Origin of the sequence: Streptomyces sp. NBC_01294, from assembly GCF_035917235.1 — a bacterium.
GTDB lineage: Bacteria > Actinomycetota > Actinomycetes > Streptomycetales > Streptomycetaceae > Streptomyces > Streptomyces caledonius.
Map to the genome: position 1 here is coordinate 8,098,362 of NZ_CP108423.1, position 26,464 is coordinate 8,124,825.

Below are 26,464 nucleotides of genomic sequence, written 5' to 3' on the forward strand. Positions count from 1 at the left end.
CGGCGGCCGGGTCGGGGTGGGCGGTCAGCGAGGGCCGTACCCGCCAGCAGTTGAGGCGTAGGCGTAGACCTCGAAGCGGCCGTCCTCCGGGGTGAGCAGCACGTTCGGGGTGTGGAGCGGGTAGAACCAGCCCTCGGCGCCGGGGAACCGCTCGCGGAAGCGGCGGCGTACGAAGGCCGGCGCCTCGATCATCTCCAGCCGTTCGACGGCCCCGTGCGGAGGGGCCGGCGGGAGCAGGCGCCAGGCCGGCGGCGCGGACCCCAGGGCCAGCCGATGCCGAGCGCGGACTCGGCCGTGCGCAGCAGCAGCACCAGCAGGGCAGGCGCGGTGACGGGGATCCGGCGGTCGAGCACGCCGGTGGAGTGACGCGCGTAGAGCGCGAGGCTTTCGCGGGTGCTGAGATCCACCGCGTTGGGCAGGATGCCCAGCGGGCGGAAGCCGTTGCGGGCGACGACGCGCTGCGGACCGGCGCTGACGGTGCGCACGGTCGCGTACACCGAGTCCAGCCGTCCCGTGTCCAGCATCCCGGCGCACAGGGCCTCGGTCAGGGCGGCGGCCAGGCCCGCCGAGCGGTGCCCGGGGTGTACGGCGATGCCCTCCAGGCGTCCGATGCGGCTGCCCGCCTCGCCGTGGATGGCGGCGGACGCGGTCAGGGCCCCGGTGCCGGCGCAGCGGGCGACAGTAGCCTGAAGTGCAGGTCCCTCGATAAGGGCAGGCCATCTCGGCGGGGTCGGTGCCGAGGGCCACGGGGTAGTGGGGCCCGTAGACGGCGTAGTAGAGCTGGCGCAGTTCGGCGATGTCGGCGCAGGTGGCCGGGGTGATGACGGGGTTCACCGGTCGCCTCCGGCGTTCCGCGCGCACTCGGCGGTAGGCCGGTTTCCGTTTCCGTTTCCGGATCCCGCGGCGGGCGGTGCCGGAGCAGGACCAGCAGGCCGATGCGCAGGCGGCGGGGAGCAGGCCGACGCCCTGCACCAGGCACAGCGTCTGGGGCGACAGGAAGTCGCCGGCGGAGCCGAACACCAGGGACGCCACCGGCAGCACGGGCACCCAGGACGGCCTGCATCACGGCGAAGAAGCCGGGCTTGTCCGCCGGCACCAGCCGCTGGAAGAGCGCCACGAAGCGGACGCTGACGGCCCCGGCGCACCAGCCGGCCACGGCCAGGCAGCCCGCGACGGCCGGACGGTGCGCGACCAGTCCGGGCAGCGCCAGGGCGAGGGCCATCACACCGAGGCAGTAGGCACCGGCGACCGTGGGGCGCCCCGGCAGACGGGTGCCGGTGAAGGCCCCGATGAGCGCGCCGAGGCCCAGGAGGCGCTGGCGCGGTGCCACGGTGCCGCCACCGCCCCGGAGGACCGAGCGCGTGTAGAGGGGGATGACGACGAACACGGCGGTCGTGAAGAGGTTCGCCGCGGTGAAACAGATCAGGATCCGCCGTACGTAGGGCAGTTCGGCGAGGATGCGGCGGAGCGGGCGCCGCTGGGGCGTGGCCGTGGCCGGGTCGGACGCAGCGGTCCCGGTCGTCGCGGTCGTCGTGGTCGCCGTGGTTGCGGCGGTTCCGGGAGCTCCCGCGGTGCCGACGTGCGCTCGCGACGAGGAGGGCGGCCCCGAGGTGACGGCGCGCAGCCGGCGGCCAGCCCGGCCACCCCCGCCCGGTCGACGGTCGGGCGCCGAGCGGCGCTCCTCCGAGGCCGGCCAGGGACTGGGTGGACAGCTCGAAGCCGGTGGCCGCCTCGATGTCGGCGTCGTCCGACGAAGTTCCGGGAAGTCGACGTGGTCAGGCAGGGTCGAAGAACGCCCTGGCAGGTGGCCAGGGCGAGGGCGGCGGCGTACACGGCGGTGAGCGGCAGGCCGCCGCCGTGGGCCCACAGCGCGAGCGCCCCCGATGCGGTCCCGGCCAGGCCGGCGGCGGTCCGCAGTACGGAACGGTGGGCGAACCGGGCGATGGCCCCGTTGCGACGAGGGCGCGACGCGCGGCGCGGCAGCGTGCAGACCGCCGCCGAACAGCCCGGAGGCCAGACCGGGGGCCTCGCGCACGGCGTGGGCGACGATCCACCAGGACACGCCGACCTGGAACATGCGGACGGCGCCCTGGGTCAGAACCTGGCCGAGCCATACGGCGGCGAAGGCGCGGTTGCGCAGGATCAGCGGAGCGCGCCGGCCGTCGGTCCCGCCGGCGGTTCCGGCAGCGGCCTCGGCAGCAGTCCCGGCAGCAGCCCCGACGTCGTTCCCACGCGTGGCCACGGGTGAGGGCGCGGGCGAGGGTGCGGGTGAGGAGTGCCGGTGCAGGCGGTCATGCGGTCGGCCTCCTCGTCGAGGACCCGGACGAGCTTGCCCGAGCGCGGGTTGACGGCGAGGTCGCGATGGCGTGCCCACTCCACGGACAGCGGGTGCACGAACCCGGCGCGCACGCTGTCCGGATGCAGCTGGCCGCACGGCCTCCAGCTCCACGCGCGACGACGGCTGCAGCCAGGCGCCTCCTGAACCCCTCGCGACCTCCACCGGACGCGTCGTCGCCGGGGGCGGTCGTCCAGCCGCAGGACGAGGCCCGTCGCGGCCGTCCCAGCGGCGGACGACGAGCTGCATGCCGACCACGTGACCCGCGGTGTCCGCCGCGGCCACGGCGTCCTGGGCGTCCCTGCGTGTAGAGGGAGACGGGACCCCGCCCGTACGCCCTCCTCGGCGCGGCCGAGGATCCGGAAGTGTCCGGGGCCCGGTGCGCGGTCCATTCGGCCCGGTCGCCGGCAGGCGGGGTAGCGGATGATCGGCATGAGGCGGCGGAAGAGGCTGGTGACGACGACCCGGCCCGGCCGCCCCGGTTCGGTGATGGGCTCGTCGGTGGAGTCGTCGAGGATCTCGACGACCGAGTACGGGGTGAGCGCCCGGATGCGCCCGGGCGGCCGGAGCCGGGCACGGGGCGGCCGAGCAGGCCGGCGTCGACGCTGGCGTACCCGACCGGAACGGGCCTCGGCGCGTGGGAACGCGGCGGCCAGCAGCCGCCGTTGGTCGTCGAAGAGGGCCTCGCCGCCGAAGAGCAGCAGCTCCACCGAGTCGAGCCGGGCACCGATCGAGACGACGTGTTCGGCGAGCCGGCACAGGGTGGTGGGCGTGCCGGCCAGTACCTGGGCGGCGAGATCGCGCAGCGTGGGGATCGTCGATTCCAGCGGCGCGCCGCCGCCGATGGGCAGGCGGACGTTGTCCACGGGTGCGTGGGCGAGCGAGTCGAGGACGAAGAGGAAGCTGGCGTACAGCTCCCCGGCGTAGAAGAGGTCGGCGACGCGGTGTCCCGGGCGCAGGCCCGCGTCCACGAGCCCCTGGCCGAAGGAGGTGACGAACGTGCGCCACTCGTCGCGGGTGTAGACGGAGAACTTGGCTGAACCGGTGGTTCCGCCGGTCTTGTAGACCGTGGCCTCGCTGAGCGGGCCGGTCAGCACGCGGTTGTCGTGCAGGGTGTTGGCCGCCCAGAACTCCTGCTGGTCGACCACCGGGAGGTCGGTGAGGCGGTCGGCGTGCGGCGGCAAGGACGCGTAAAGGTCCCGGTAGAAGGGTGAGTTGTGACGGGCGAAACGTATGAGGTCCGAGAGCTGCTGGGCGGACATGGGCCTTTGCCTGGTGACGGGAACGGGACGGAGCCCGGCAGGCGCGGCGGCGAGGGCGCTGCTGCGGGATCGAAGAGCGCGGTGTGCACGGGGGAGCCCCGGCGCCCCCGCCTCCCTCGACGCACGCCAAGAGCTGACGTGCAGTCATGATGATGAAACATCGGTGTACTTATCACCAAATTGGCCATGGATTTCCAGCCAATGCGGCCATATTCCCTGGTATTTCCTCCGTACGTCCCGCCGGGTAGCGGTCGGCGCCCCGTACGCTGATCGACCGGGTGCCCGCAGGAGCCTCACACGCTGCCCGGTCCGTGCTCCGGCCCGCTCTGCCCTCCCGTTGCCGGGATGCGGCCTGGGGCCGTCTGCCCTCGGCGGGCACCCGCCGTTGGAGGAGGAAGGCCTCGAGGCACCACGTAGCGTCACGATGGGCCATACCGGGAGGGCTTATGTCCGGACTATTCGCAAAAATCAAGCAGTTCAGCCGCAGCCCGCAGGGGCAGAGGGCGATCGCATCGGTGCGGCGTGCAGCTTCCGACCCGCGCAAGCGGGAACAGGCCGGCGGAATGCTCAGGCGCCTTCGAGGCAGGCGCGCAGCTTCGGCGCCGCGGGCCTGCCGGCCCTCGCCACGACTGGGCTGACAACGCCAACGTACCGAACGCGCTCGAAGCCCTCGTTGAGTCGAGGCCGGAAGGTGCCCTGTGCATGACTGGGCCGTCGAAGAGGAGGTCGAGAGTGCCGGCGACGCGCCAATGACACTGCGCGCCCGCGAAAGGCCCCGCCCTCGAGCGGGGCCTCCGCGTCGCCTGGCTCAGCTCGGCTGGCGCCGTCACTGCCGTCGCGCGGCCATTTCTCAATCAAGGCCGTGGCCAACCCGTTACCGCCGCGCCAGGGCACGGTCCGGCCCCGAAAGGCCGGACCTGTCCCGGAGATTGTCGGTCAGGCGGTGCAGCGGATCATGATCAGCGGCCGGTTCGTGGCGTAGTCCGCCCAGAATTCCTCGCCGAACTTCTCCACGCCGGCATCCGAGACGTCCAGCGGAACCCACTCGATCCCAGTGAATCCGGCCGCCGTCAGTGTCCTCTCGTACGTCTCCTTCGACGGCGTGGTGGCCTCGAACGAGACGGGAGGATCCAGCAGGGCCGTGATCCGCGTCCCCCGGCCGATCGCGTTGTCCTTGCCCGTCGCCTCGCACAGGAACCCGTACTTGGCCAGCGAGGGGCCGTCGAAGTCGAAGCCCGGGTTCTGCGCGAACAGGAAGTATGCACCGCCGGCAACGAGGCTGCGCCGGATGTTGCGCATCATCTGCTCGATCTCGGCGACGTCGGTCGCATAGTTGAATGCCTGCACGGCCACGGCGACGTCGAAGGGCTGATCGAAGGCCCGCAAGGTGGCCGTGTCCCCGACTTCGTATGCGATGCCGAGGGGTTCGGACTGCTCGCGGGCTTCGGCGGCGTCGATCATCGCGCTGGAGATGTCGAACCCGAACACACGGGAGGCACCACGGCGCTTGAGCTCGCGGCTGTAGAATCCCGTACCGCAGGCGATGTCGAGTACAGACTTGCCGGTGACGTCGCCGACCAGGGCGAGGAAGCCTGGTACCTCGGTGTAACGAATGATGGGCAGGGTCTTGAAGCCTTCGAATGCTTCGCCGATGCCGTCGTACAACTGACCACTCATCGTGGTGGTTCCCCCTCGATTTGTGGCGTCGGCTCTCAGGATGAGCCGCGGCCCTCGGCGGGAAGTCTCCCTGCCCGTGCTCACGGGAGTTCGTGACGGGTGGAAGGTACAAGCACGCGGGGGGAACCGCTGCGGTGAGTCCAGAAACAGGGTCCATGAGCAGAGGAAGGCGCTGCGCGGACCGCGGGCTGGAGGATCGGGGCATTGCGGCGCCGTCGATGTGCGATCTGGCCCTCAAGGGTTTCTCCACGCTCTTCAACTCGAAGGTGTGCCTGACAGCCGGCTTGCGCAGGTGTCATGCGTCGGCTCCCCTTCGGCGGCGCGGACCAGCGCCTCCGGCCGCCGCGCAGCTCCAGCCGTTCCCCGGGAACCGCTCGCGGAAGCCGCGGTCGTGGCGAGACCGCGACCACCGCTCCCGGGTACGCCGGGCGCGGCCTCCAGGTCCTCGACCAGGTCGAGCGCGATGTGGTTCGTCGGCTCGTCGAGTACGAGGAGGTCCGCGGGCCGGGTCACCAGGCTCGCGATCTGCAGCCGTCGCTGCTGTCCCGCGGACAGCGCCGCGACCGGCACGGGCAGGTCCTCCTCACGGAACAGGCCCAGCTCCAGCAGCTGTTCGGCGTACTCCTCCGGCAGCCCGGGCCGTCCGGCCGCGAAGGCCGCGAGCAGCGGGAGTCGCGTGGAGCGCGCGGGCAGCTCCTGCGCCAGGTACCCGATGCGGGCAGGGCGGCGCACCGCCCCCGCATCCGGCTCCAAGTCGCCCGCCAGGACACGCAGCAGCGTCGTCTTGCCGGCCCCGTTCTCGCCCGTGACCAGCAGCCGTTGCCCCGGAGCGACCGTCAGCAGCCCGTCCAGCCACAGCCGTTCGCCGACCGCCACGCCGTCGAGCTCGGCGAGCGGACGGTCGACGGGATGCCCGCCGCCTGCCGCCGACAGCGCCGCCGTGAACCGCAGCGGTTCCGGCGGCGCCGCCACCCTGTTGCGCTGCAGGTGGGCCAGCCGCTCCCGGACCGCCCGCACCTGGCCGCCGAGCTTCGCCTCGTGCGAGCGGCGGTGCTTGCCGAAACCCTGCCGCGGGTCCTTGCCGGTGGTCGCCAGCCGCTTCCCGGCGGCATCGAGCAGCTCCTCGGTACGGGCCACCTCCTCCAGCCAGTCCGCGTGCTCCCGCTCCGCGCGACGGCGGGCGGCGGCCCTCGCGGCTCGGTAGCCGAGCCACCCGTCGCCGTACCGGCGCACCGTGCGCGCATCCGCGTCGACCTCGAGGATCGTGGTGGCGATGCGCTCCAGGAAGCCGCGGTCGTGGGTCACCGCGACGACCGTGCCGCGGTGCGCGCGCAGGTGCTCCTCGAGCCAGCGCACGGCCACGGCGTCGAGGTGGTTCGTCGGCTCGTCGAGGAGCAGCAGTTCGGGGGAGGCGGCCAGCACGCAGGCGAGCGCGAGCCGCGACTGCTCGCCGCCGGAGAGCGAGCCGAGCAGGCGGTCGCGGGTGATCCCGGCGAGTCCGGGTCCGGGTCCGAGTCCGAGCTGCGCCTGGCGGCGTCGACGCGGGCGTCCGCGTCGTAGCCGCCGCGCTGCTCGTACGCGATCAGCAGCTCGCCGACGCGCGGCGAGTTCGTCCTCCGATGCCCCGCCGAGGTGCTCCTCAGCCGTGCGCAGTCGGCGTTCCATGTCGCGCAGTTCGGTGAGGGCGAGGTCGATCGCGTCCTGCACGGTCAGGTCGAGGTCGAGGGTCTGGGCGAGGTGGCCCGTCCCGCCGGGAAAGTGAACGGTGATCTCCCCGGAGTCCGGCACCTCGGCCGCGGCGAGCAGCCGCAGCAGGGTGGACTTGCCGGCCCCGTTCTCGCCGATGACGGCGGCCTTCTCACCCGGGCGGACGGTGAAGGAGACCTGGTCGAGGACGGTTCGGGTGCCGTACGACTTGGTGACGTCCTTGACGGACAGCTGCGGCACGGCAGCGGGCGCAGAGGTGTGGGCGCGTTCGCGCATGGGGCTTTCCCTGGGATGAGAAGTGTCTACGGGCAGCAGAGACGGCGGCGTCGGCCGTGCCCGGACTCAGAGAAAGCAGAAGAAGGCCATGCACTCACCATAACAAGACGATGCGTCTCGTCTCAACCTATTAAATCGACGGAACCACCACACCAGTGGCACACGAGCCTCCGCCACCCCGATCCCGCAGTGCGCGGGGAGGGTGGCGGAGGTCGCGAACGAACCACGTCGGAGCCGGGAGGGAGCTCGCGCTGGAGCGGCGCCGAGGGGCGCGGCCGCGTGGAACTCCCGGCGGAGCTCCTAGCTGACGGAGGCCCGACAGGCGGTCACCGCGGTCCCGTTGGTCACGCCGCCGCTGGTCAGGCCGGACACGCACTCCTCGTGGTTGCCGCTGTAGCCAACGCTGCACGCTGTCCGGACGGAGGCCGGGGCCTCGCCACCCTGGAGCTCTCGCTCGACCTGGTTGATGCAGGCCGAGACGTCCGCGTGGGCGGCCGGGGCAGTGAAGGCCACGCCACCGAGTGCGAGGGTCAGGCCGGTGAGGACACCTGCGATACGGGTCGACGTGCGCATGGGACGCACCTGCTCTTTCCGGGATCGTCGCACGGCCCGGACCTGGGGGTGCCGGATCCGTGTGTGGAACGGCGCCGAGCGCACGCGGCCGGCGTACAGCCGCCGGGTCCGGGCCCCCGCATCGGACCGGCTCGGCAGGGCCTCCCCTCCCTCCTTCGACGCTAGAGCAGCCCCCTGCCGCACGCACCCGCTGGGGCTTCGAGCGCCCGAGAGCCGGCCGGCCATCCGCTGCTCGGCGCACACCTCACCGCAGGCCACCGGCCGTCGGCGGGCCCTGTCCCTCCGGCCGGAAGCCGCTCCGGCCCACCGCTCGACCCGACCGCTGCCCAGCGCGCCGCAGGCTCCTGCCAGACGTCCAGGGCATGCGATTGTTCAAGCGAAGCGCCGAGCCGGAAGCCGTTGCCTCGACGGAGACCGATCAGTCGGACCTGGGGACGCTTCTCCTCCAGGGTGAAGACGTGATCGAACAGCTTGCCTTCGCGCACACCTCGTGGGGGCTCGGCTCGGCGGACCGTTGGGGACTCGACCAGCGCAGCGGAGTCATCACCTGGAGTCGGCCAGCCGTCCCGGTCTCACGCCGCGCGTCCACGAGGCGCCTGCGGGCCGCCCGGGGGAATCCGCAGGCCGCAGGGTGCTGGACTGCATACGATTCCCCCATGCCGAGCTCAGAGATACAGCGGATCAACGCCTGCTTCCGCCTTCGCCCGCCGTCAGGCCGCGCGCACCGTCGACGTCCCCGGCGGGTTCGCCGCGTACGACGAGGCACTCGCGCACTCCCACGCGAACAACCACCTCGTCATCGACACCGCCGTCGACCCCGAAGCCCTGCCGGCCATCGCGGAGGAAGCGCTGAAGCACCTTTCGCACCGCCTGATCTCCGTCCTCGACGACGAAATCGGAGCGGCGTGCGCGGAGCCGCTGATCCGGGCCGGATACAGCCATTCCACCTATCTGATCATGCTGCACACGGGCGTGGTGCGGGCCGGTGGGCCGGCGGAAGAGGTGGACCTGGAAGCACTGCGCATCCCGCTGACCCGGCGCTGGCAGGGCTTCCTTCCGGACGCCGGCGAAGAGGTCCTGCGGCAGCTCGTCGACCGGCGCGAGGCTCGCCGGCGCGGAGCCGACGTCGTGTACTTCATCGGTGCCCGCGCGGCGCAAGGTGACGTCGCCTCCTGGGCCGACCTCTACCTCGACCCGGCGACCGGTATCGCCCAGATCGAGGACCTGATCACCTCGAGGCCCACCTCAAGCATGGTTACGGGGACGCCGTTCTGAGCACCGCACTGGGCAGGGCCGTCGACCAGGGCTGCGACACCCGGTTCCTGATCGCCGACGCGAACGACTGGCCGCGCCACTGGTACGAGCGCCGCGGCTTCTCCGTCATCGGCCAGACGCACGGCTTCGAACGCAGCTGAAGCCGGGACCGCCGGGCACCATCGGGCCCTGTCCGTCAGGCGTCAGCCGTCAGTGTCCGTCAGCCGTCAGTACACCAGCTTGTAGGTGACGTCTTTCGGGACCGGGTCCGGCGCTGTGTCCGTGTACAGGAGTCGGATCATGGTGAAGCGCCGGACATCGGGGTGCTCCGGCCAGGTCTCCGGACTGCTGAGGGTCACCGTCACCGGGTAGGGCCGGAAGCGGCCCGCCGCGCAGTAGGGGTTGCAGTCGTTCACCATGTCGATGCCCGTGGCCGTCGCGGTCCGCGGCCCCCAGGTGTCCCAGCGGAGCTCGACGAGGCGGTTGTTGCCGTCGCCACAGGCCAGCAGGTACTCCTCGGGGCGCACCTGGGCCTTGGAGAAGCAGTCGACGACCACGACCGGCTCGGGCACCGGCCGGTGCGGCCCGGGTGTGAGCGGAGGCCGGGACGGTGGCCGCCACCAGGGCTGCCGCCGCGCACAGCAGAGTGGCTGTCCGCATTCTGGACCGGGGTGCACGAACGTGCCGTCCGTCGCCTGATGCGTCCACGACGCCCTCCTCGCCTGTCGGTCCCACCGTCGGCGCTGAGACCATGCCCAGCTTCCCCCATCCGGCCGAGACTCGCACCCGCAGGGGCGGTCGGCCGTCCGCGAAGAGGGCCTTGGCCTGCGCGAACAGCCACCGCGGAGCTCGATGGCGCGGGCCCGGGCGCCGCCGCGACCCGCCATGCCGGCCGGGCATTGTCAGACCCATGGGAGAGGATCATTCTCATGACGATCACCTCCGCCGATGAGGCACTGTCCGGCCTGCCCACCCTGTCCAGCCGTGCCGAATACGGCGCCGCGCTCCAGCAGTTGCGCGAGGCGTCGCAGGCGTACTACGGCGGCGAGAACAGCATGCTGGACGACGCCGGTTACGACCGGCTGCGGCTGTCCGTGCTCGCCTGGGAGGCGGCGCACCCCGACGAGGCCGCCCAGGACTCCCCGACCGGCCTGGTCGGGGACGGCGCCGCCCCGGTCGGCGACATAGCGCACACCACCCGCCTGCTCAGCCTCGACAACGTCTTCGACCCGGCCGGCCTCACCGCATGGGGAGCCTCCCTCGAGCGCCGCCTGGGCCACGTGCCCACGGGCGGCTTCACCGTCGAGCCGAAGATGGACGGAGCGGCCGTCGCCGCCCGCTACCGGGCCGGCCGGGCTGGAGCAGATCATCACCCGCGGCAACGGCACCCACGGCGAGGACGTCAGCCACGTCATCGGCACCATCGAGGGCCTGCCCGAGCAGCTGCCCGTGCCGGCCACGTTCGAGGTGCGCGGCGAGGTCCTGTTCACGCAAGCGCAGTTCGAGACCGCGAACGAGGTCCGCACCGCACACGGCGCGCAGGTCTTCGCGAACCCGCGCAACGGCACGGCCGGCACCTTGCGCGCGAAGGACCGTCCGTACCGGCTCGCGATGACGTTCTGGGCGTACGGAGCGGTCGAGCTCGACGGCGTCGCCTTCGCGCCCTCCGGGGCCACGCACGCCGAGGCCCTGGCCGCCGTGGCCGGGGCCGGGGTGCAGACCACGGCCGACACACCCGCGGGTCTGCACGTGGCCGCGACCCTCGCCGAGGCGCAGCAGAAGGTCGACGAGATCGCGGCGCTGCGCCCCGCCCTGCCGTTCGGCATCGACGGGGTCGTGATCAAGGCGAACGACGCGGCCGAGCAGGCGGCGGCCGGCTTCGGCAGCAGGTTCCCGTACTGGGCGATCGCCTTCAAGCTCCCGGCGGTCGAGCGGCAGACCGTGCTGAAGGATGTCGTCTGGGACGTGGGCCGTACCGGCGTCCTGGCCCCGACGGCCATCCTCGAGCCGGTCGACATCGACGGATCCACGGTCACCCGGGCCACCCTGCACAACCCCGCGGACATCCGCCGCCGCGACCTCCACCTCGGGGACACCGTGACGGTCTACAAGGCCGGCGACATCATCCCCCGCGTTCAGGCGGCCGTCGTGGAACGCCGCCCGGACGGCGCACCGGAGGTGCCGCTGCCCACGGCATGCCCCAACTGCGGTGGAGAGATCAACAAGGACCAGGAGCGCTGGCGCTGTGCGAAGGGGACGGCGTGCGCGCTGCCCGCGCTGATCGAGTACGCCGCCGGGCGCGACATGCTCGACATCGACGGGCTGGGCAAGACGTACGTCAAGGCGCTGATCGAGTCCGGTGACGTCACCGACGTCGCCGACCTGTTCACCCTCACCGAGGACCAGCTCACGACCGCCTCCGGCAGCGCGAAGCGCGGGGCGAAGCTGGCCGAGCAGATAGCGGCCGCCAAGTCCCGCCCGCTCAACCGCGTCTTCTGCGCCCTGGGCGTGCTCGGCACCGGGCGCAGCATGTCCCGCCGCATCGCCGCGCACTTCGGCACGATGGACGCGATCCGGCAGGCCGACGCCTCCGACATGCAGGAAGTCGACGGCATCGGCGGGGAGAAGGCTCCTGTCATCGTCGAACAGGTCGCCGCCCTGGCCCAGGTCATCGACAAGCTGGTCGCGGCCGGGGTCAACATGAAGGAGCCGCAGCAGCCTCAGGCGGCGGTCGAAGGCCCGCTGGCGGGCAACACCGTCGTCGTCACCGGCAAGATGAGCGGTCCGCTGGAGAACATGGGGCGCTCGGAGATGAACGCGCTGATCGAGAAGGCCGGCGGCCGGGCCGGCAGCAGCGTCAACTCCAAGACCACCTACTTGGTCTGCGCGCCGTCCGCGAGCGGGAAGCCGAGCTCCAAGGCCGTCAAGGCCACGGAACTGGGCGTCACGGTCCTCACCCCGGAGGCCTTCGCCGAACTCGTCACCGACTACCTGGGCTGACCTTTGTCCCGGCCGTCGTCCTGGCCGAGCCGCCGAGCCGCCGAGCCGCTACGGCGCGGCGGTCAGGCCGGCCGTGGTGAAGATCCGGTCGAGGTGGTGGTGGAGCACCGCGACGGCCGACTCCGGCCCCCGCTGGCCCACGAGGATGCTGGTGCCCATGGTCGCCGTCATGGCGAGCAGGCCGATCGCCTCGGTGCGCGCGTCGGCGTCGGGGTCGGCGAGTCCGGCCTCCTGCGCCTGCTCGATGAGGCCGGCCACGGCGTTCTCCGCGGCGTCCGGGTTGTCGATGAAGGGCTGCGCGGCCAGGGCCTCGTCGGTCACGGACAGGATGGAGTAGGAGCTGTAGAGGAGGTGGAAGGTCCGGCTCTCCTCGTCGGTGGGGAGAGAGGCCAGCAGCAGCGCCTCGATGGTCGCGCGCGGGCCGGGGTCGGGGCCTGCGGCGCGGAGGCGGGCGCCCACACGTGCGGTGAAGCGGTCGGTCAGGTGCTGGAGCCCGTAGAAGAGAAGTCTTTCCTTGGTCTGGAAGTAGTACTGCACGAGCCGGAGTGACACTCCGGCCTCGGCTGCCACGTCACGCATGCCGACCGCGTGCAGTCCGCGCCGTCCGGCGACCCGGATGAGCGCCTCGGCGATCTGCGTTCGCCGCTCCTCGTGGTCCACGCGCTTTGGCATGTGTCGTGTCTCCGCCCGTCGGTGGTGCGTTCGCGGTCCGGTCTCGCCGGACTCTTCATGATACCGCCGTACCATTTTTATGGTACGTTCGTATTACGAAGAACGGATCTTCCCGGAGGTGCCCCGTGCCCGAGAACACGACCCGAACCCGCGCGCGCCGCGACATCGGCCGCTACGTGAACGACACCTTGCGCGACCGGTACTTCGCCGCCTGCGACGCGCTCGACGCGCTGGGCGCGCCCGCCCGCTCCGAGACGGACGTCGAGACGAGCTTCGGCACCACGCACGTCTACCGGTACGGCCCCGCCGACCCGGCAGCCGAGTCACGCACGCCCGTGGTCCTGATACACGGTTCGGGAGGCTGCTCCGCCCAGTGGTACCCCAACACCCTTGCCCTCAGCGCCGAGCGCCCCGTCTACGCCCTCGACACCCCCGGCGACCCCGGCCGCAGCGTCCAGCGCGAACCGATGTGGCAGCCCGAGCGCGCGGCCCAGTGGATGGACGAGGCCCTCGACGCGCTGGGCCTCGACAATGTCCACCTCGTCGGCTCCTCGTACGGCGGCTGGCTGGTCATCAACCAGGCCCACCTTCGACCCGGGCGGCTCGCCTCGGTCACCGCCCTCGACCCGGGCGGTCTGGAGAAGGTCGGCCTGCGCTTCTTCGTATGGATCTTCGCCAGCCTCTTCGCCACCTACGCCCCCAAGGCGTGGCGCCCCCGCCTCGCCAAGTGGCTGGAGCAGCCGGTGATCGTCGTCCCCGAGCTCCGCGCGATGATCCAGGCCAGCGTGAAGGCCTTCCGGATCCGCCGCCCCGCCCCGCTGCCGCTCTCGGACGCGGAACTGGGCTCCATCCGAACGCCGTTCTACCTGATCATGGGCAAGCGCAGCCTGCTCGTCCACCCGCAGCGGCAGCTGGAACGCGTACCGCGCCTGATCCCGGGCGCCCGCGCCGAGATCGTCGCCGCGACCGGGCACGGACCGCAGATCGACCACCCCGACCTGGTCAACGCCCGGATGCTGAGCTTCATGGAGGACATCGACTCCCTCGACCCGGCCGCAGCCCGCGGGCCCGTCGACGCGTAATCCCCACGGCCCGCGGGAGGGCGGGTGCCTCTCGTGCTCCTGGCCGTCCTGGACCGACAGTTGCTCGCGGACTTCCGGGGTGTCCAGGTACATGCGCCACTGGACGACCGTGCCGATCCGGACGTGGGCGGTCCGGAGCGCAGGACCGGCGAGGCGTGGCTCCGCAGCTTCTGGTGCCGCCGCCGCAAGTGCTACAGAGTGGTCGTTCGCACCCCGTTCGTACCCCTGCGCATCCGGCAGCACCACTGGACCCATGGAGTTCCGCTGTGGCCACGACCTCTGAAACGCCCGGGACGACGCCCGTCGATCCGCCTGCCGTGCGGATCGAAGGAGACGGCCCCGTCCGTACGGTGATCCTGAGCCGCCCCGGGGTCCGCAACGCGGTCGATGGCCCGACGGCGGCCCAACTCGCCGATTCTTTCCGTGCGTTCGAGGAGGACGAGAGTGCGGCCGTCGCCGTGCTGTGGGGCGAGGGCGGTACGTTCTGCGCGGGCGCGGACCTCAAGGCCGTCGGTACCGACCGCGGCAACCAGGTGCTCGCCCAGGGCGACGGGCCGATGGGCCCCACGCGGATGAGCCTGACCAAACCGGTGATCGCCGCGGTCAGCGGCCACGCCGTGGGCGGGCGGACTCGAACTGGCCCTGTGGTGCGACCTGAGGGTGGCCGAGGAGGACGCGACCTTCGGCGTGTTCTGCCGCCGCTGGGGCGTGCCGCTGATCGACGGCGGTACGGTGCGGCTGCCGCGCCTGATCGGCGAGAGCCGCGCGATGGACCTGATCCTCACCGGCCGCCCGGTGGCCGCAACCGAGGCGTACGAGATCGGCCTCAGCCAACCGCCTCGTGCCGCCCGGGAAGCCCGCGGCGCGGCGGAGCGACTGGCCCACGAGATCGCCGGGTTCCCGCAGGTGTGCCTGCGGCACGACCGGCTCTCCGTACGGGAGCAGCACGGCCTGACCGAGCAGGAGGCCCTGGCCGTCGAGTACCGCCACGGCCTCGTTCCGCTCACGGCGGGGGAGACCCAGGCGGGCGCCGACCGATTCGCCGCCGGAGCCGGCGGCCACGGCTCCTTCAGCGGCTGATCAGCACAGCACCGCGGTCGCAGCTGACGCCTGGCCCGGCGCTCGTGGCCTGTCACACGCCTGTGATCAGTCGGCGGACACGCTCGCGAAGTCGCCCGGCCAAGCTCTTCATACAGGAACAAACCAGGGCATTAAGCCCTCTGCTTCCGAAGCCGTGAGCAGCGATGACCGAGCCGATCCGGCGGAGGAAATCCCATGAGCCTCACCCTCACGATGCCGCAGACCCAGACCCAGACGCAGGCCCCCGCAGTGGCACTGGCCCCGCGCGAGCAGGAGGCCCTGGGATACATCGCCGCAGGTCACACCTACCTGCAGACGGCCCGCCAGATGGGACTCTCCAAGCACACCGTCGACGCCTACCTCCGCCGCATCCGCGCCAAGCTGAACGTCCACACCACCGCCGAGCTCACCCGCCTGGCCATGAGCCTCGGCCTGTGACACCCAGCCGCCAGGCAGCTGACCAGCAGTTTTGGTGAAAACTCCTGGACCGGGACGCCCTAAACCCGGATCATGAACGGGTGACCCCCACCGAATCAGCGGCAAGCGCCCTGCAGGACCATGCCTCCCTCTGGCGCGTGGGCGAAGGCTGTGCGACCGATGTCGTCAGCGCCGCCTGCGATGCGCTCGTCGCCGGACTCGACAGCCCCGCTCTTCGCATCCTGGCCGCCTGCACGCGCGCCGAGGCGGACTATGACGTGCACGATTTGCTTCCCCCCGCGCTCGACGAGCTCGGCCTCACCCTCCTTCCGGCCGGCAGCGAAGCCGCCGAGGAAGCTCGCCAGCGAGAAGCGCTCGCACGCCGCATGCTGGCCGGGCGAGCTGGAGCCCTGGGACCTCACGCACCGTATCCACCACCGGCAATGGACACGACCTGGCTCTGACTGCACGGCTCGTCGAACTCGACGACGAGTACGGCATGCTCGAAGCCGAATACGGCGACGGAGCCGTGGATGAGGTCAGTGCTGCGGTCACTGCCGAAGCCCGCCGCCTCGCGGGCCACCCTCACGTCGCGGCCGACTCCAGGACGTAACCGGCGTGGTGCCCGGTCGGGGGAGGGAGGTCACAGGGCGGGACCCTTATGGACCTCTTGCTCCGTATGTCACTCTGGCCGGTGAATCGGGTCACCCGCCTGCCACGCGACCCGGACGACCGACCGACACGGAAAACGCCCATGTCATTGCCGCTCCCGTCCCGTGCCCTGCCCGCCGTACTGGCCGGCGCCGTGACCGCCCTGCTGGTGGCGTGCGCGCCCTCGGCCGCCGCCGGTGCCGCGGCACGATCGCAGACGGCGGCGGTACCCGCCTCGTCTCCGGCCGCCCCGCCCGCGGCCTCCGCGGCGTCCACGCCTGCCCGGGCGCCCGCCTCCGCTCCCAGCACCACTCCCTCCGCCCCGGCGGCCGCGGACCCGGGCGTCGACCTCCGGACCCAGGCCTCGGTGCTGTCCATACCCTCTGCGGGCATCTCCGGACTGAGCGTGGAGCGCGTACGAGGGCACCACCGACGACGTCGCGGGAACCCGCATCCAGGACCGCGGCGTGGCGGCGAGCCCGTACGGGAAGCGGGGCGGAGCCGGACCCCGGTCAGGTGGGCAACTTCCTGGTCACCGCGCACTGCGCCTGTCGGCGGGCGGCTTCCGCCGCGCGACCTGCCCGCGGTGGACAAGGGCGACACGGTCCGCGTGACCGCGGGTGCGGTGGAGTACACCTACGAGATCGTCGCGACCCGCAAGACGTCCTTCCGGTCGGAGCGCTCGCTGAGCGAACAGCGCGCGGCAGTGCCCGGGAAGCCCGGGGTGGCCCCCACCCAGGCCATGATCACGATCTCGACCTGCGCCACACCGGAGGACCAACGCCGAGGGCAACTCCTGGAGCGACGCCCAGGGCAACCCCGAGCACCGCATCGACAAGATAGGCGTCCTGCGCAAGACCTCCCCGGCCCCGGCCCCGGCCGCCGGCTGAGCGCGGCAAGAGGCGGATCGCGCCATTGCCCCGCTCCGCGAGGGAAGCCGACTCCTGGCTGGTCGGCTCCCCGCGCGGACTCGTACCGACCGGTAATTCCAGCCAATTCTCGGCACGCAGCTGACATGCTCCTGACACTTAGAGGTGGCTGTGGGACCCTCCCGGCACGCACTCCGCACCCTCTGAGAGGCCCAGCGCCTCGCCCACCCCCACCAGTACGTGGCATGGAGGAGCGAATCATGAAGCACATCGTGCACAGGAGCAGCAGGACCACCACCAGCCGCCGGACCCATGGCACCCGCGTCTCGCGCATCGCCGGCATCGCGACGCTGCTCGTCGCGGCGGCCTTCACCGGTACCGGCACCGCCCTCGCGCACAGCCCCGGCGCCGCGGCCGCCGACCAGAAGGTCGACGGCGTGATCGTGGTCGCCGGCAACAGCTGCAGCTGGACCAACGCGAGCACCAGCGCGGCCGCCCCCGCCCCCCTTACCGTCGACCGCACCACGATCAACGCTCCGGGAGGCAACCTGGCCTGTGGCGGCGGCATCGCCGCCTCCCTCAACAACAACCCCGCCTTCACCTTCGACGACGCGGCCGGCACGGCGCGGACCGACCTGATCGACATCACCGGCCGGCAGAGCTTCATCTCCTGTCGCTACAAGGCGACGAACATCGTGTGGGACCGCGACGGAGTGAGCCGGAAGTACGTCAACCGGGCCTTCACCGCCGCCAAGACCTCGGGCAGTTTCCTGTGCCCGGGCTCCGTCGCCACCCCGGCCGGGGACGCGTCCATGCTGTTCCGCTGAGCCTGCGGCACAGCGCAGGGCGGGGCGGGCTGGAGTTTCAGGGCCCGCCCCGGACCCTGCGAGGTCGTCCCCGGCCACCCCGGCTCACGGCCTCGGCCCCGGCACAGCCGCCCGGCCGGCGTGCAGGGGCATCATGGCCATGTGAACGCGTTCCCGACCGCCGGTGGCGGAGCCGGCGTCCCAGGGTTCCTCGAGGTGGCTCCCACACCTCGGACCGCCGTCGTGTGGCTGCCTCCGGCCGGACTGTGGCCCCCCATCCAGGACATCCGCGCCGAGCACGACCCCCAGATCCGACGCTGGCCTCCGCACGTGAACCTGATCTTCGGCTTCGTCCCGGAGGCCGACTTCGACGGGGCGGCCCCACTGCTGGCCGCCGCTGCCACCGACATCGAGCCCTTCTCCATCCGCCTCAGCGGAGTGCACGCGTTCCGGCACCGCAGCTACGCCACCGTGTGGCTGGACCCCGCCGCGGCCGGCCTGGCCCCGTGGACAGCCCTCCAGGGCGCCCTGGCGGAGCCCTTCCCCCGATGCCGCGGCCGGTTCCCGTCGTTCACGCCGCACTTGTCGCTGGGGCGCACCCACGATCCGCGTCGCCTGGCCACGGAGTGCGCCGCCCGCCTGGGCAGCCTGTCGGCGCAGGTGCAGGAGATCGTGGTGGTCTCACGCCGTGACGACGAGCCCATGCAACCCCGTCTCACGATCCGCCTGGGCACGGGCGAACTGCACTTGGCACCACGACTCCGACACCTCACCCCGGGCCCGGCGACGGCCGCCGTACGGAGTGAGCAGTGCGGGACCGGATGCGGCGCCGCCTCCGGGACAGGTGCCGCCGGCCGGTGGGATAGTCGAACCATGGTGTGGTCACCGGATCCCGACGCGTTGCGTGGTCATCGTTGCCGTCGTGGCGGGAGCGACCCGGGGTGCGGGGCGTGGCTTCGCCACCGCGCTGGGGGAGTCGGGGGCGACGGTGATCTGCACCGGGCGGAGCAGCGTGAGCGGCAGGACGGCGTCGGACTACGACCGTGCGGAGACGATCGAGGAGACCGCGGACCTGGTCACGCGGCTCGGCGGAACGGGGATCGCCGTCCAGGTCGACCATCTCGACCCCGAACAGGTCCGCCGTCTGGCTGCACGGATCCGCGACGAGCACGGCCGCATCGACGTCCTGGTCAACGACATCTGGGGGGCCGAACTCCTCAAGGGCGGCCCCGCACAGTGGAACACGCCGCTGTGGGAGCATCGATCTCGACGACGGCCTGGCGGATCGGCGACCTCGCCGTCGACACGCACCTGATCACCTCCCATCACCTGCTGCCCCTGCTGATCGAGGAGCCCGGCGGCCTGCTCGTCGAGGTGACGGACGGGACGACCGAGATCAACGCGTCGTGGTACCGGATCTCGGTCTTCTACGACCTGGCCAAAGCCGCCGTGAACCGGCTGGCCTTCTCCCAGGGGCACGAGCTGCACCCGCACGCGGAAGCCACCGCGGTCGCGATCACCCCGGGATGGCTCCGCTCGGAGATGATGCTCGACAACTTCGGCGTCACGGAGGCCAACTGGCGCGACGCGCTGTGCCCCGACAGGAGCGACGGCCACCCGACCGCACCGGAAGGCTTCGCGCAGTCGGAGTCACCGCGGTACGTGGGCCGCGCCGTCGCGGCCCTGGCCGCGGACCCGCATCGCGCCCGGTGGAACCAGCGGGTCGGTCACCGTCAGCGGAACTCGCGAGGGAATACGGGTTCACCGGACATCGACGGGACCCGGCCGGACAGCTGGGGGGCACCCTGAGCTCGTTCTTTGACTTCTGGCGCTTCTGAAGGGGTGCGGGCATGGTGGGCGGTATGCAGATGGTGACAGCTCCGACTCTGTTCTCCGCGAACGTACGGTGACCGCCAGGCGACAGAACACACCTGGGCATGATGGTGCCGGTCAGTCGACTTCGACCGTTGTACGTCGGCGGCAGGCGGCAGGCGGCAGGCGGCAGGCGGCTTGGCTGGCGGCAGCGTCCCGAGCCCTCGATGTCACGCGTATCACTCTCCGGGTGCCTTGGGTCGGGCATGCGCGATCATGACCGGAATGGACACTCGTTTCCTTGGCATCCCTGATCTGGTCGAAGTCCCGTCCGTGGCGGTCGTAGTCGACGTCATGCGTGCTTTCACCGTGGCTGCCTGGGCCTTTGCCCAGGGGGCGGAAAAGATCGTTCTCGCTGAGTCGCTGGACGAAGCCCTGGCGCTCAAGGCCCGCCACCCGGATTGGGTGGCGCTCAAGGACGGTCCGCCCGCGCCCGGGTTCGACACCGTCAACTCCCCGGGTCTGCTGCGGTCCATTGACCTTGGCGGACGGACCGTCGTGCAGAAAACCACGGCGGGGACGGTGGGCGCCCTTGCGGTGAAGGAGGCGTCGCTGGTGCTGTGCGCGAGTTTCGTGGTGGCGGGGGCAACGGCTGGGCTCTTGCGGACGCGCGAGAGTGACAGTGTCACGTTCGTGGTGACCGGCGAAAATGGGCAGGCCGATGAAGATCTGGCGTGTGCTCAGTACATCGCTCGGAGAGCGACCGAGGCCGGGACGGATGCTGCCGAGTACCTCCGCCGCGCTGCTGAGTCGCGCGCCGCCGCCGAACTGGCGGAGGGGGTGCGCCAAGGAGTCCATGCTGATGACGTTGCGCTCTGTCTTGAGGTCGACCGGTTCCCCTTCGCCATGGTGGCGACGTCGGAAGGCTCGCTCATGGTCCTGCGTCCACGCTCGATGCCTTCGCTGACTGACGAGGAACCGGTCTGATCGCTGGTGGGGCCTCACTTCATCATCGAGAGCGAGCACCCTGTCGGGGATGCAGTGTCAACTGCATCACCGATGGCGGTGGTCATGCGGATGCGTTCGCTGAACTCCCCGGCCAGGGGAAGGCCCCCCGCGAGCACGGAGCTGGGCAATCCGACTGAGCGCCACATCGCGTGAGACCCTCGTGCCGATGCGAGACGGGGACAGCTCGGCGAGTGCGTTCAGTCGACGACGGCACCGCCGGTGATATTGACCTCTGTGGCGGTCATGGTCGGCGCGCGGTCGGAGGTCAGGAAGGCTGCGGCGTAGGCGACGTCTTCGAGACGGGGCCGGCGATGGAGCAGAGTCGTGGTCGCCTCAGGGTCATCCTCGGGCGGGTTGGACGGATCGGGCGAGCCGGGAGGTCGGCCCGTCAGAAGGAGACGGCGTCGCGGACGAGCGTGAGCGGGCACGTCATGCAGTGTCCGCCACCGCGCCGCGCCCAAGAACTGCGCCGCGGGCATGGGCATGGCGTGCCGCGGCTGGTTAGCCGTGGCACGCCGTCCTCGGTGGCCGGCGGCTCACTGCCCCTGGGGGAGTGGCCGCCGGTCAGGATCAGCCGCGGTGCTGGTGTCCGCGGCGGTTCCAGGATTCGGTGTCGATGACCTTGCCGCGGTTGTCGCGGAGGGTGGCGCTGTCGCGCTCGTCCCACACCTGCTGGCGGCGGTCCTGGTAGACGTCGTGGCGGGAGCCGCGGCCCTCGCCGGTGGTGGACCCTGACGCTGGAACGGCCGTCCAGGCGGAAGTCGTTGCAGCGGTAGCGCGGTTGCCGTCACGGTCGGTGAGGGTGAAGCCGCGCAGGTTGACGGAGTGGCGGCCGGTGTTCTTCACCTCGACCCACTCCCCGTTCAGGGCGCGGTTGGAGCGGTCGTTGCTGCGGCCGGGGCCGTCGGACTGGACGCCGCCGATGACGATCGAGGAGTGAGGGCTGCGGTGGTCGCGCCGGTGGTCGTCGGCGGCGGCCGGCAGAGCGGCCGCGCCGATCAGGGTGCCGGCGGCCAGGAGTGCGGCGAAAGCACGGCGGGTGGCGAGAGAAGCAGACATGAACATGACCCCTTCAACTTCAACAGACGGCCCGGCCCGGCCTTCGTGCAAAGCCGGCAGGGCTCGGAACGACCTCGGCATCCTGCCGAGTAGGAGCCATACTTTGGCGCCCATTCGCCCCTGAATGCTGCCTGTTCGTCCCGTGCCAGGCGCAATCCGGATATGTGTCCGTAACTCTCCCTTGGTATCGGACAACCGTCAAAGCCGGGGTTGACGCCTCAGGGGCAGTAGTTCGACGCGAGCCCGTGGGGCGCCTGCGAGCAGGGGCATCCGGCACCGGAAGCCCGGCCTCGACCGCCCGATTCGTCCCTGCGCCGAACGAGTGCAGGAATCTGTAACAGCCGGCCTCGCCGTTCCTTCGCATGCGCTTGCGGAAACGATTCCGGCGTGCGAATACTTCTCCGCCATCGACGACTTCGGTGCGTCACTCGCCCGCTTCGCGCACCCGGATGAGGACGCCCCGGCTGTCGCGCTCGTATGCGCGCGCCTGATTCTTGTTGATCTTCTGCTCGACCTTCGGCGGCCAGGTCGACGCGATCCATCTCGGCGAGGGCGGCGACGTAGAGCACGACATCGGCGAGTTCTTCGCCGAAGTCCGGCAGGCGCTTGCGCCAGGCGGTGAAGGCCTCGCCCACTTCGGCGGTCAGCAGGCCGAACTCCAGGGGCACGTCGGTGGTGTTGAACCCCTTCTCGAGCTTGTTGGCCCAGGCGAGCTTCTGCGCTTCTCGGATCTCCACGGCTTCCTCCGGCACGGGGTGCAGATGATGCCGGAGGAGCCTAGCGAGGGGCGGGGCCCTGCCGTGATGCGGAGGGTTCCGGTTCAGCCGGCTGGGGCTTCCGCTCCGGTCCGGTGGTCAGCCGACTGGTAGGGGCTGTGCATGGTGAGGAAGTGAATGGCGAAGTCGGTCTTCAGGTAGTCCATGCGCCGCTCCCAGAAGGCTCGCATGTGGGGGAGGGCAAGGTGGGCGTCGAGATCGGCCTGGGAGCGCCAGGCCTCGTAGAAGACGAACACGCCGGGCTCATTGCGGTCTTCGTGGAAGTGGTACGCGAGGCAGCCGGCCTCCTGTCGGGTCGGTTCGACGAACGAGAGCAGAAGCCGCTTCAGCTCCTCGGCGCGTTCGGGCTTGGGGTGAGCGGTGCCGACGAGTGCGAATGGCTGAGACATGCAGGGTTCCCTCCCCAGTAGGTACGACCAATTTCGTACCTACTGGACGGTACCGAACGCGCAGGTACGATGCAATCCGTACCTGAAGGAAGGTGTCCCGCATGCCCGATGGTGAAGGCCACCCGAGCGTCGAGGAGATCGAGCTCGGCCCCGTACTCTCCGCGCTGGCCGATCCGCTGCGCCGCCGAGTGGTGCGCGAACTGGCAGCCGAACCCGACGGCGCCGCGCGGACCTGCAGCTCCTTCGGGCTGCCCTCGACCAAGGCGACCGTCACGCACCACTTCCGCGCCCTGCGCGAGGCCGGGCTGATCCGGCAGGTCGACCGGGGCAACAGCCGGATGGCGAGCCTGCGCCGGGCCGACATCGAGGAGAGGTTCCCCGGACTGCTGGGCATCGTGGCAGCCGAGTCGCAGGAGTGAGCCCGGCGCGGTCAGGCGGGGACAGGGCCGGTGAATCGGCCAATCCCCGGGTTCGCTCAACCCTCCGCTGATCATTTGCGGTCTTGTCGTGCGGAAAGCGGCCCTACTCGGCTCCACGGGAGCCGCACGAGTACGCCCGCCGCCGGACAGGGAGCACCAAGAACCGTAAGGAGCACAGGATGGCGTTACGGAAGACCGCACGGGTCGGCGCGGTGGGTCTCGCGGCGGCCGCGATGGCGGCGACCGCCTTCGCGGTACCCGCCCAGGCCTCCACGGACACCGCCCCCTCGACGCCCCCCTCGACGGCAGGGCACGAGGCGACCCGGCGCGCGATGGACGCGGAGGTGAAAGCCGGCATCCCCGGCATCACGGCCCAGGTGCGCGACGCCAACGGCGTCTGGAAGGCGACGTCGGGTGTCGGCAACCTGACGACCGGCGCGCCGCGCGGCACGAACGACCGGTTCCGCGTCGGCAGCATCACCAAGACGTTCGTGGCGACCGTCCTGCTCCAGATGGAGTCGGAGAAGAAGCTCAGCCTCGACGACACCGTGGAGCGCCATCTCCCCGGCCTGGTACGGGGCAACGGCAACGACGGCCGCAGGATCACCGTACGTCAGCTCCTCAACCACACCACCGGTCTCTTCGACTACCTGGCCGACGAGGAGTACCTCGACACGTACATACGGGGTGAGGGCTACCTCAAGCACCGCTACGACACCCTGCCGCCCAGGAAACACGTGAAGGTGGCTCTCTCCCACGCGCCGCTGTTCGAGCCCGGTGCCCGGTTCTCGTACTCCAACACCAACTACATCCTGGCCGGGCTGATCGTCGAGAAGGCGGGCGGGCGGACGTACGAGGCCGAGGTCCGCGACCGCATCATCAAGCCGCTGGGCCTGAGGTCCACCTCCAACCCCGGCAACAGCATCCACATGCCCCGGCCCAGCAGCCGCAGCTACTCCAAGCTGTTCGAGGAGACACCCGACCGGATCGACGACGTCACCGAGATGAACGGGTCGCAGGGCTGGGCGGACGGCGACATCATCTCCACCACCGGCGACCTGAACCGGTTCTACAGCGCCCTGCTGCGCGGCGAACTGCTCTCTCCGAAACAGCTCAAGGCCATGAAAACGACCGTCCCGCACCCCGAGCGCTCCGACATGTCCTACGGACTCGGCCTCACACAGCTCCGGACGAGCTGCGGCACAACGCTCTGGGGCCACGGCGGAGGCATGGTGGGGTCGACCTCCCTGGCCGTCACCACCGAGGACGGCCGCCACCAGCTCGCCTACAACCGCAACGGGGACTGGAGCGCGGAGCCCCGACCAGCATCATGGAGGCCGAGTACTGCCCCACGCCGCCCCCTCGGGCTGAGCCGTACGCATGCGTCCACGGCCTCGCCACCGGGCTGCGGCCGGCCGCCGCTCCACAATGGGACGAGGGCATGCATGCGGCCATCGGGGGTGTCCCGGCGGCGTCGGCTGAGAGGAACGCCCCTCAGTGCGCCGGGTCTCGGCGGCCGCGCGGAGGACGGGGGCCTTCGTCGCGGTCGCCGTCGCCCTGTTCTGCATCCAGCTCGACTTCTTCGCCCTCAACCTCGCCCTTCCCGGTATCGCGGCGGAGCTCGGCGTCACGGTCTCGGCCGCGCAGTGGACCCTGTCCGCGTACATGCTCGCCATCGGCTGCTTCTTCATCGTCGGCGGCCGGGTGGGGGACGTCTTCGGACGGCGGGGCACCCTCGTTGGCCGGGACCGCCTCTGTTCGCGGCCGGATAGGTGTCTGCGCGCTGGCTCCCGGCCTCGGTCTGCTGGTCGTGGCCCGGATCGCACAAGGGGTGGGCGCGGCGTTCGTCTTCCCGGTGTCCGTGGCCGTGATCACCAATACCTTTCCCGAGGAGACCCGTGCCAGGGCTCTGGGCGCCGTGTTCGGCGTCGCCAACATCGGGACCGCGCTCGGGCCCTTCGTGGGCGGAGGGTTCACCGAGGGGCCCGGCTGGCGCTGGATCTTCTGGCTGATGGTGCCGCTGAGCCTGGTCCCGCTGCTCGCCGCCCTGGTGTACGTACCGGACTCGCGCGATACGTCGGCGCCGCGCGAGCTCGACCTCGCGGGGTGCTTCCTGATCGTGTGCTCGCTGGCCGCCCTCACCCTGGCCGTGGAGCGCGGGGACGCCTGGGGCTGGACGAGCGCCCGTATCGCCTTCTTCGCGGTGGCGGTGGGCCGGCGGGCTGTTCCTGGTGCGGGAGCGGATGGCCCGGCACCCGCTGGTCGACCTGCGGCTGTTCCGCAACGTCCCGTACGTCCTGGTGACCGGGATGGGCTCGCCTCGAACATGGGCTACGGCGTCACCGTCTTCCTCGCCACCCTCTACCTCCAGGGCGTACGCGGCCTCTCACCGCTCCTGGCGGGCACGGTGTTCCTGGCCCCGGCCCTGCTGGTCGCGGTCAGCGGGCCGCTGGGGCGCGGCTGGCCCGGCACCTGCGGCCGACCGCGGTGATGGCCCTCGCCGGGGCCGTCGCGGGCACGGGGATGTACGCGCTGACCCAGGTCAGCGCCTGGTGGCTGTACGTGCCGGTGTTCGCGTGGTGCGGCCTGGGCCTGGGGCTGGGCTGGACCTTCTCCAGCGTGGCGACCCAGCAGGTCGTCGCACCGGCCAGGGCGGGGGAGGCGTCGGGCGTGCTGCTGACGTTCCTGGTCACGCTGGGCGCGATCGCCCTGGCCGGGACGGCGGCGGCGATCTCGGCGATGACGCCGGAGCGGCCGCCGGAGGAGGCCTACGATGCGATCCTGCGCCTGGGCGGGGTGGTCATCCTCGCGACGGCGGTGGTCGTCATGGCCGTACGCCACCGGCTCGTGGTGCTCGGCAGGATCCCGCCGCTGTCGATGCGTACGGGCGATGACGCCGGGCGGAAGCCGGGCCCCCGGCCCTGACGGACCGTCCGGCGCATCATGCTTCGGGGTCGGGGTCGGGGTCGGGGGTCTGGAGGTCGTAGAGGTAGGACCGGTCGCCCTTGAAGCTGCGCCAGACGGTGGCCGGGGGTGCGGGTTCGTCGGCGTGGCTGGTGAGGGGATGGGCCGTGACGAGGCCGCCGGCGATCTCGCAGTGCCAGCCGTCGGCCGGCGACCAGACACACCAGACGTTTCCGTCCGCTCGGCGGTAGGCGGGGCGGCCATGGCGCTCCCCGTCGCGTTCGAAGTGGTGGCGGAGCCCGTCGACGTGGCGCACGAAGGTGAAAGACGCAAGTGCCGTCATGATGCGGCCGTGGGCCTGCACAGCGTGCGCCGGTAACGGACTTCGGATACGGGCACTCCGTCGTAGTCGTCGGCCTGGACAGCGCCGTCGGCG

General features: G+C 71.4%; 24 protein-coding genes and 7 pseudogenes. 18 read left to right on the plus strand and 13 right to left on the minus strand.

From position 1 onward, the window contains the following. Positions 1 to 24 precede the first annotated feature (24 nt). From OG534_RS36750 to OG534_RS36760, 3 genes are all read right to left on the minus strand, one after another. Entirely contained in the window at positions 25 to 192 is a 168-nt protein-coding gene (locus OG534_RS36750) for a hypothetical protein (protein WP_326593320.1), read from the minus strand. Next, positions 189 to 707 (minus strand): GNAT family N-acetyltransferase, encoded by a 519-nt coding sequence (locus tag OG534_RS36755; protein ID WP_326594022.1) that lies wholly within the window; start codon positions 705 to 707, stop codon positions 189 to 191. The genes OG534_RS36750 and OG534_RS36755 overlap by 4 nt, the downstream gene beginning before the upstream one ends. A 1,435-nt stretch (positions 708 to 2,142) precedes the next feature. Beyond that, a complete protein-coding gene (locus OG534_RS36760) occupies positions 2,143 to 3,597 on the minus strand; it encodes a phenylacetate--CoA ligase family protein (protein WP_326593321.1) in 1,455 nt (484 codons plus the stop codon). 446 nt (positions 3,598 to 4,043) lie between these two features. Here OG534_RS36760 and OG534_RS36765 point away from each other — a divergent pair, with 446 nt between their 5' ends. Then, positions 4,044 to 4,235 (plus strand): hypothetical protein, encoded by a 192-nt coding sequence (locus OG534_RS36765; protein ID WP_326593322.1) that lies wholly within the window; start codon positions 4,044 to 4,046, stop codon positions 4,233 to 4,235. 298 nt (positions 4,236 to 4,533) lie between these two features. Here OG534_RS36765 and OG534_RS36770 read toward each other — a convergent pair whose 3' ends face one another. From OG534_RS36770 to OG534_RS36785, 4 genes are all read right to left on the minus strand, one after another. After that, positions 4,534 to 5,274: a class I SAM-dependent methyltransferase gene (locus tag OG534_RS36770; protein WP_326593323.1), complete on the minus strand. Its 741-nt coding sequence runs from the start codon at positions 5,272 to 5,274 to the stop codon at positions 4,534 to 4,536. Positions 5,275 to 5,529: 255 nt separating this feature from the next. Further along, on the minus strand, positions 5,530 to 7,257 hold the full coding sequence (locus OG534_RS36775) for an ABC-F family ATP-binding cassette domain-containing protein (RefSeq protein WP_326593324.1): 1,728 nt from the start codon (positions 7,255 to 7,257) through the stop codon (positions 5,530 to 5,532). A 300-nt stretch (positions 7,258 to 7,557) separates the two neighbouring features. Continuing rightward, entirely contained in the window at positions 7,558 to 7,830 is a 273-nt protein-coding gene (locus tag OG534_RS36780) for a hypothetical protein (protein WP_326593325.1), read from the minus strand. Positions 7,831 to 8,511: 681 nt separating this feature from the next. After that, a complete protein-coding gene (locus OG534_RS36785; RefSeq protein WP_326593326.1) occupies positions 8,512 to 8,772 on the minus strand; it encodes a hypothetical protein in 261 nt (86 codons plus the stop codon). A gap of 15 nt (positions 8,773 to 8,787) precedes the next feature. Between OG534_RS36785 and OG534_RS36790 the strand changes: the two genes are divergently transcribed. Next, positions 8,788 to 9,105: a hypothetical protein gene (locus tag OG534_RS36790; protein ID WP_326593327.1), complete on the plus strand. Its 318-nt coding sequence runs from the start codon at positions 8,788 to 8,790 to the stop codon at positions 9,103 to 9,105. A gap of 8 nt (positions 9,106 to 9,113) precedes the next feature. Continuing rightward, positions 9,114 to 9,245, plus strand: a complete 132-nt coding sequence (locus OG534_RS36795; protein WP_326594024.1) for a hypothetical protein — start codon at positions 9,114 to 9,116, stop codon at positions 9,243 to 9,245. Between the two features lie 66 nt (positions 9,246 to 9,311). Here the strand turns inward: OG534_RS36795 and OG534_RS36800 are convergent, their stop codons facing one another. Further along, positions 9,312 to 9,656, minus strand: coding sequence for a hypothetical protein (locus tag OG534_RS36800; protein WP_326593328.1), 345 nt, complete (start codon positions 9,654 to 9,656; stop codon positions 9,312 to 9,314). A 357-nt stretch (positions 9,657 to 10,013) separates the two neighbouring features. On the opposite strand from OG534_RS36800, the pseudogene ligA reads away from it, so the two are divergent. Beyond that, positions 10,014 to 12,084 (plus strand): annotated as a pseudogene (gene ligA / locus OG534_RS36805) (NAD-dependent DNA ligase LigA). A 48-nt stretch (positions 12,085 to 12,132) separates the two neighbouring features. Here ligA and OG534_RS36810 read toward each other — a convergent pair. Next, positions 12,133 to 12,756 carry a TetR/AcrR family transcriptional regulator gene (locus OG534_RS36810; RefSeq protein WP_326593329.1) on the minus strand — a complete coding sequence of 208 codons (624 nt, stop codon included), beginning with the start codon at positions 12,754 to 12,756 and terminating at the stop codon, positions 12,133 to 12,135. 125 nt (positions 12,757 to 12,881) lie between these two features. Between OG534_RS36810 and OG534_RS36815 the strand changes: the two genes are divergently transcribed. The 9 genes and pseudogenes from OG534_RS36815 (at position 12,882) to OG534_RS36855 (ending at position 20,460) form a co-directional block, all read left to right on the plus strand. Next, positions 12,882 to 13,838 (plus strand): alpha/beta fold hydrolase, encoded by a 957-nt coding sequence (locus OG534_RS36815; RefSeq protein ID WP_326593330.1) that lies wholly within the window; start codon positions 12,882 to 12,884, stop codon positions 13,836 to 13,838. A gap of 317 nt (positions 13,839 to 14,155) precedes the next feature. Beyond that, a pseudogene (locus OG534_RS36820) lies at positions 14,156 to 14,918 on the plus strand (crotonase/enoyl-CoA hydratase family protein). A 195-nt stretch (positions 14,919 to 15,113) separates the two neighbouring features. After that, positions 15,114 to 15,356: a response regulator transcription factor gene (locus tag OG534_RS36825; RefSeq protein WP_326593331.1), complete on the plus strand. Its 243-nt coding sequence runs from the start codon at positions 15,114 to 15,116 to the stop codon at positions 15,354 to 15,356. Positions 15,357 to 15,436: 80 nt separating this feature from the next. Further along, the gene (locus tag OG534_RS36830) at positions 15,437 to 15,799 is read left to right on the plus strand and encodes a hypothetical protein (protein WP_326593332.1); all 363 of its coding nucleotides are present in this window, start codon (positions 15,437 to 15,439) and stop codon (positions 15,797 to 15,799) included. A gap of 290 nt (positions 15,800 to 16,089) precedes the next feature. Then, positions 16,090 to 16,876 (plus strand): annotated as a pseudogene (locus OG534_RS38850) (class E sortase). A 239-nt stretch (positions 16,877 to 17,115) separates the two neighbouring features. Then, complete coding sequence (locus OG534_RS36835) at positions 17,116 to 17,682, plus strand: hypothetical protein (RefSeq protein WP_326593333.1); 567 nt, start codon at positions 17,116 to 17,118, stop codon at positions 17,680 to 17,682. Positions 17,683 to 17,904: 222 nt separating this feature from the next. Next, positions 17,905 to 18,348 (plus strand): annotated as a pseudogene (locus OG534_RS36840) (2'-5' RNA ligase family protein); the annotation flags it as partial. Positions 18,349 to 18,550: 202 nt separating this feature from the next. After that, a pseudogene (locus OG534_RS38855) lies at positions 18,551 to 19,470 on the plus strand (SDR family oxidoreductase). A gap of 288 nt (positions 19,471 to 19,758) precedes the next feature. Then, a complete protein-coding gene (locus OG534_RS36855; protein ID WP_326586096.1) occupies positions 19,759 to 20,460 on the plus strand; it encodes a 2-phosphosulfolactate phosphatase in 702 nt (233 codons plus the stop codon). Between the two features lie 591 nt (positions 20,461 to 21,051). Here OG534_RS36855 and OG534_RS36860 read toward each other — a convergent pair. From OG534_RS36860 to OG534_RS36870, 3 genes are all read right to left on the minus strand, one after another. Continuing rightward, positions 21,052 to 21,540, minus strand: a complete 489-nt coding sequence (locus OG534_RS36860; protein WP_326593335.1) for a lamin tail domain-containing protein — start codon at positions 21,538 to 21,540, stop codon at positions 21,052 to 21,054. 218 nt (positions 21,541 to 21,758) lie between these two features. Further along, positions 21,759 to 22,277, minus strand: coding sequence for a hypothetical protein (locus OG534_RS36865; RefSeq protein ID WP_326593336.1), 519 nt, complete (start codon positions 22,275 to 22,277; stop codon positions 21,759 to 21,761). Positions 22,278 to 22,360: 83 nt separating this feature from the next. Continuing rightward, positions 22,361 to 22,705, minus strand: a complete 345-nt coding sequence (locus OG534_RS36870; RefSeq protein ID WP_326593337.1) for a putative quinol monooxygenase — start codon at positions 22,703 to 22,705, stop codon at positions 22,361 to 22,363. Positions 22,706 to 22,806: 101 nt separating this feature from the next. Between OG534_RS36870 and OG534_RS36875 the strand changes: the two genes are divergently transcribed. The 5 genes and pseudogenes from OG534_RS36875 (at position 22,807) to OG534_RS36890 (ending at position 26,049) form a co-directional block, all read left to right on the plus strand. Further along, positions 22,807 to 23,124: an ArsR/SmtB family transcription factor gene (locus OG534_RS36875; RefSeq protein ID WP_326593338.1), complete on the plus strand. Its 318-nt coding sequence runs from the start codon at positions 22,807 to 22,809 to the stop codon at positions 23,122 to 23,124. Positions 23,125 to 23,303: 179 nt separating this feature from the next. Further along, positions 23,304 to 24,472: pseudogene (locus OG534_RS36880) on the plus strand (serine hydrolase domain-containing protein); the annotation flags it as partial. 149 nt (positions 24,473 to 24,621) lie between these two features. Further along, positions 24,622 to 24,804: pseudogene (locus tag OG534_RS38860) on the plus strand (MFS transporter); the annotation flags it as partial. 58 nt (positions 24,805 to 24,862) lie between these two features. Continuing rightward, positions 24,863 to 25,615, plus strand: a complete 753-nt coding sequence (locus OG534_RS36885; protein WP_326594026.1) for an MFS transporter — start codon at positions 24,863 to 24,865, stop codon at positions 25,613 to 25,615. Next, positions 25,615 to 26,049, plus strand: coding sequence for a hypothetical protein (locus OG534_RS36890; RefSeq protein ID WP_326593339.1), 435 nt, complete (start codon positions 25,615 to 25,617; stop codon positions 26,047 to 26,049). The genes OG534_RS36885 and OG534_RS36890 overlap by 1 nt, the downstream gene beginning before the upstream one ends. Positions 26,050 to 26,065: 16 nt before the next feature. On the opposite strand, the gene OG534_RS36895 is transcribed toward OG534_RS36890, so the two are convergent. Then, positions 26,066 to 26,371 carry a hypothetical protein gene (locus tag OG534_RS36895; RefSeq protein ID WP_326594028.1) on the minus strand — a complete coding sequence of 102 codons (306 nt, stop codon included), beginning with the start codon at positions 26,369 to 26,371 and terminating at the stop codon, positions 26,066 to 26,068. Between the last annotated feature and the right edge of the window lie 93 nt (positions 26,372 to 26,464).

Coding starts and splice junctions, on each gene's coding strand:
- OG534_RS36785 (WP_326593326.1), bottom strand. CDS start 8,772: ATGGCTGTATCCGGCCCGGATCAGCGGCTCCGCGCACGCCGCTCCGAT.
- OG534_RS36790 (WP_326593327.1), top strand. CDS start 8,788: ATGCTGCACACGGGCGTGGTGCGGGCCGGTGGGCCGGCGGAAGAGGTG.
- OG534_RS36875 (WP_326593338.1), top strand. CDS start 22,807: ATGCCCGATGGTGAAGGCCACCCGAGCGTCGAGGAGATCGAGCTCGGC.
- OG534_RS36775 (WP_326593324.1), bottom strand. CDS start 7,257: ATGCGCGAACGCGCCCACACCTCTGCGCCCGCTGCCGTGCCGCAGCTG.
- OG534_RS36860 (WP_326593335.1), bottom strand. CDS start 21,540: ATGTCTGCTTCTCTCGCCACCCGCCGTGCTTTCGCCGCACTCCTGGCC.
- OG534_RS36835 (WP_326593333.1), top strand. CDS start 17,116: ATGAAGCACATCGTGCACAGGAGCAGCAGGACCACCACCAGCCGCCGG.
- OG534_RS36750 (WP_326593320.1), bottom strand. CDS start 192: ATGATCGAGGCGCCGGCCTTCGTACGCCGCCGCTTCCGCGAGCGGTTC.
- OG534_RS36890 (WP_326593339.1), top strand. CDS start 25,615: ATGGCCCTCGCCGGGGCCGTCGCGGGCACGGGGATGTACGCGCTGACC.
- OG534_RS36855 (WP_326586096.1), top strand. CDS start 19,759: ATGGACACTCGTTTCCTTGGCATCCCTGATCTGGTCGAAGTCCCGTCC.
- OG534_RS36760 (WP_326593321.1), bottom strand. CDS start 3,597: ATGTCCGCCCAGCAGCTCTCGGACCTCATACGTTTCGCCCGTCACAAC.
- OG534_RS36770 (WP_326593323.1), bottom strand. CDS start 5,274: ATGAGTGGTCAGTTGTACGACGGCATCGGCGAAGCATTCGAAGGCTTC.
- OG534_RS36825 (WP_326593331.1), top strand. CDS start 15,114: ATGAGCCTCACCCTCACGATGCCGCAGACCCAGACCCAGACGCAGGCC.
- OG534_RS36765 (WP_326593322.1), top strand. CDS start 4,044: ATGTCCGGACTATTCGCAAAAATCAAGCAGTTCAGCCGCAGCCCGCAG.
- OG534_RS36780 (WP_326593325.1), bottom strand. CDS start 7,830: ATGCGCACGTCGACCCGTATCGCAGGTGTCCTCACCGGCCTGACCCTC.
- OG534_RS36870 (WP_326593337.1), bottom strand. CDS start 22,705: ATGTCTCAGCCATTCGCACTCGTCGGCACCGCTCACCCCAAGCCCGAA.
- OG534_RS36810 (WP_326593329.1), bottom strand. CDS start 12,756: ATGCCAAAGCGCGTGGACCACGAGGAGCGGCGAACGCAGATCGCCGAG.
- OG534_RS36895 (WP_326594028.1), bottom strand. CDS start 26,371: ATGACGGCACTTGCGTCTTTCACCTTCGTGCGCCACGTCGACGGGCTC.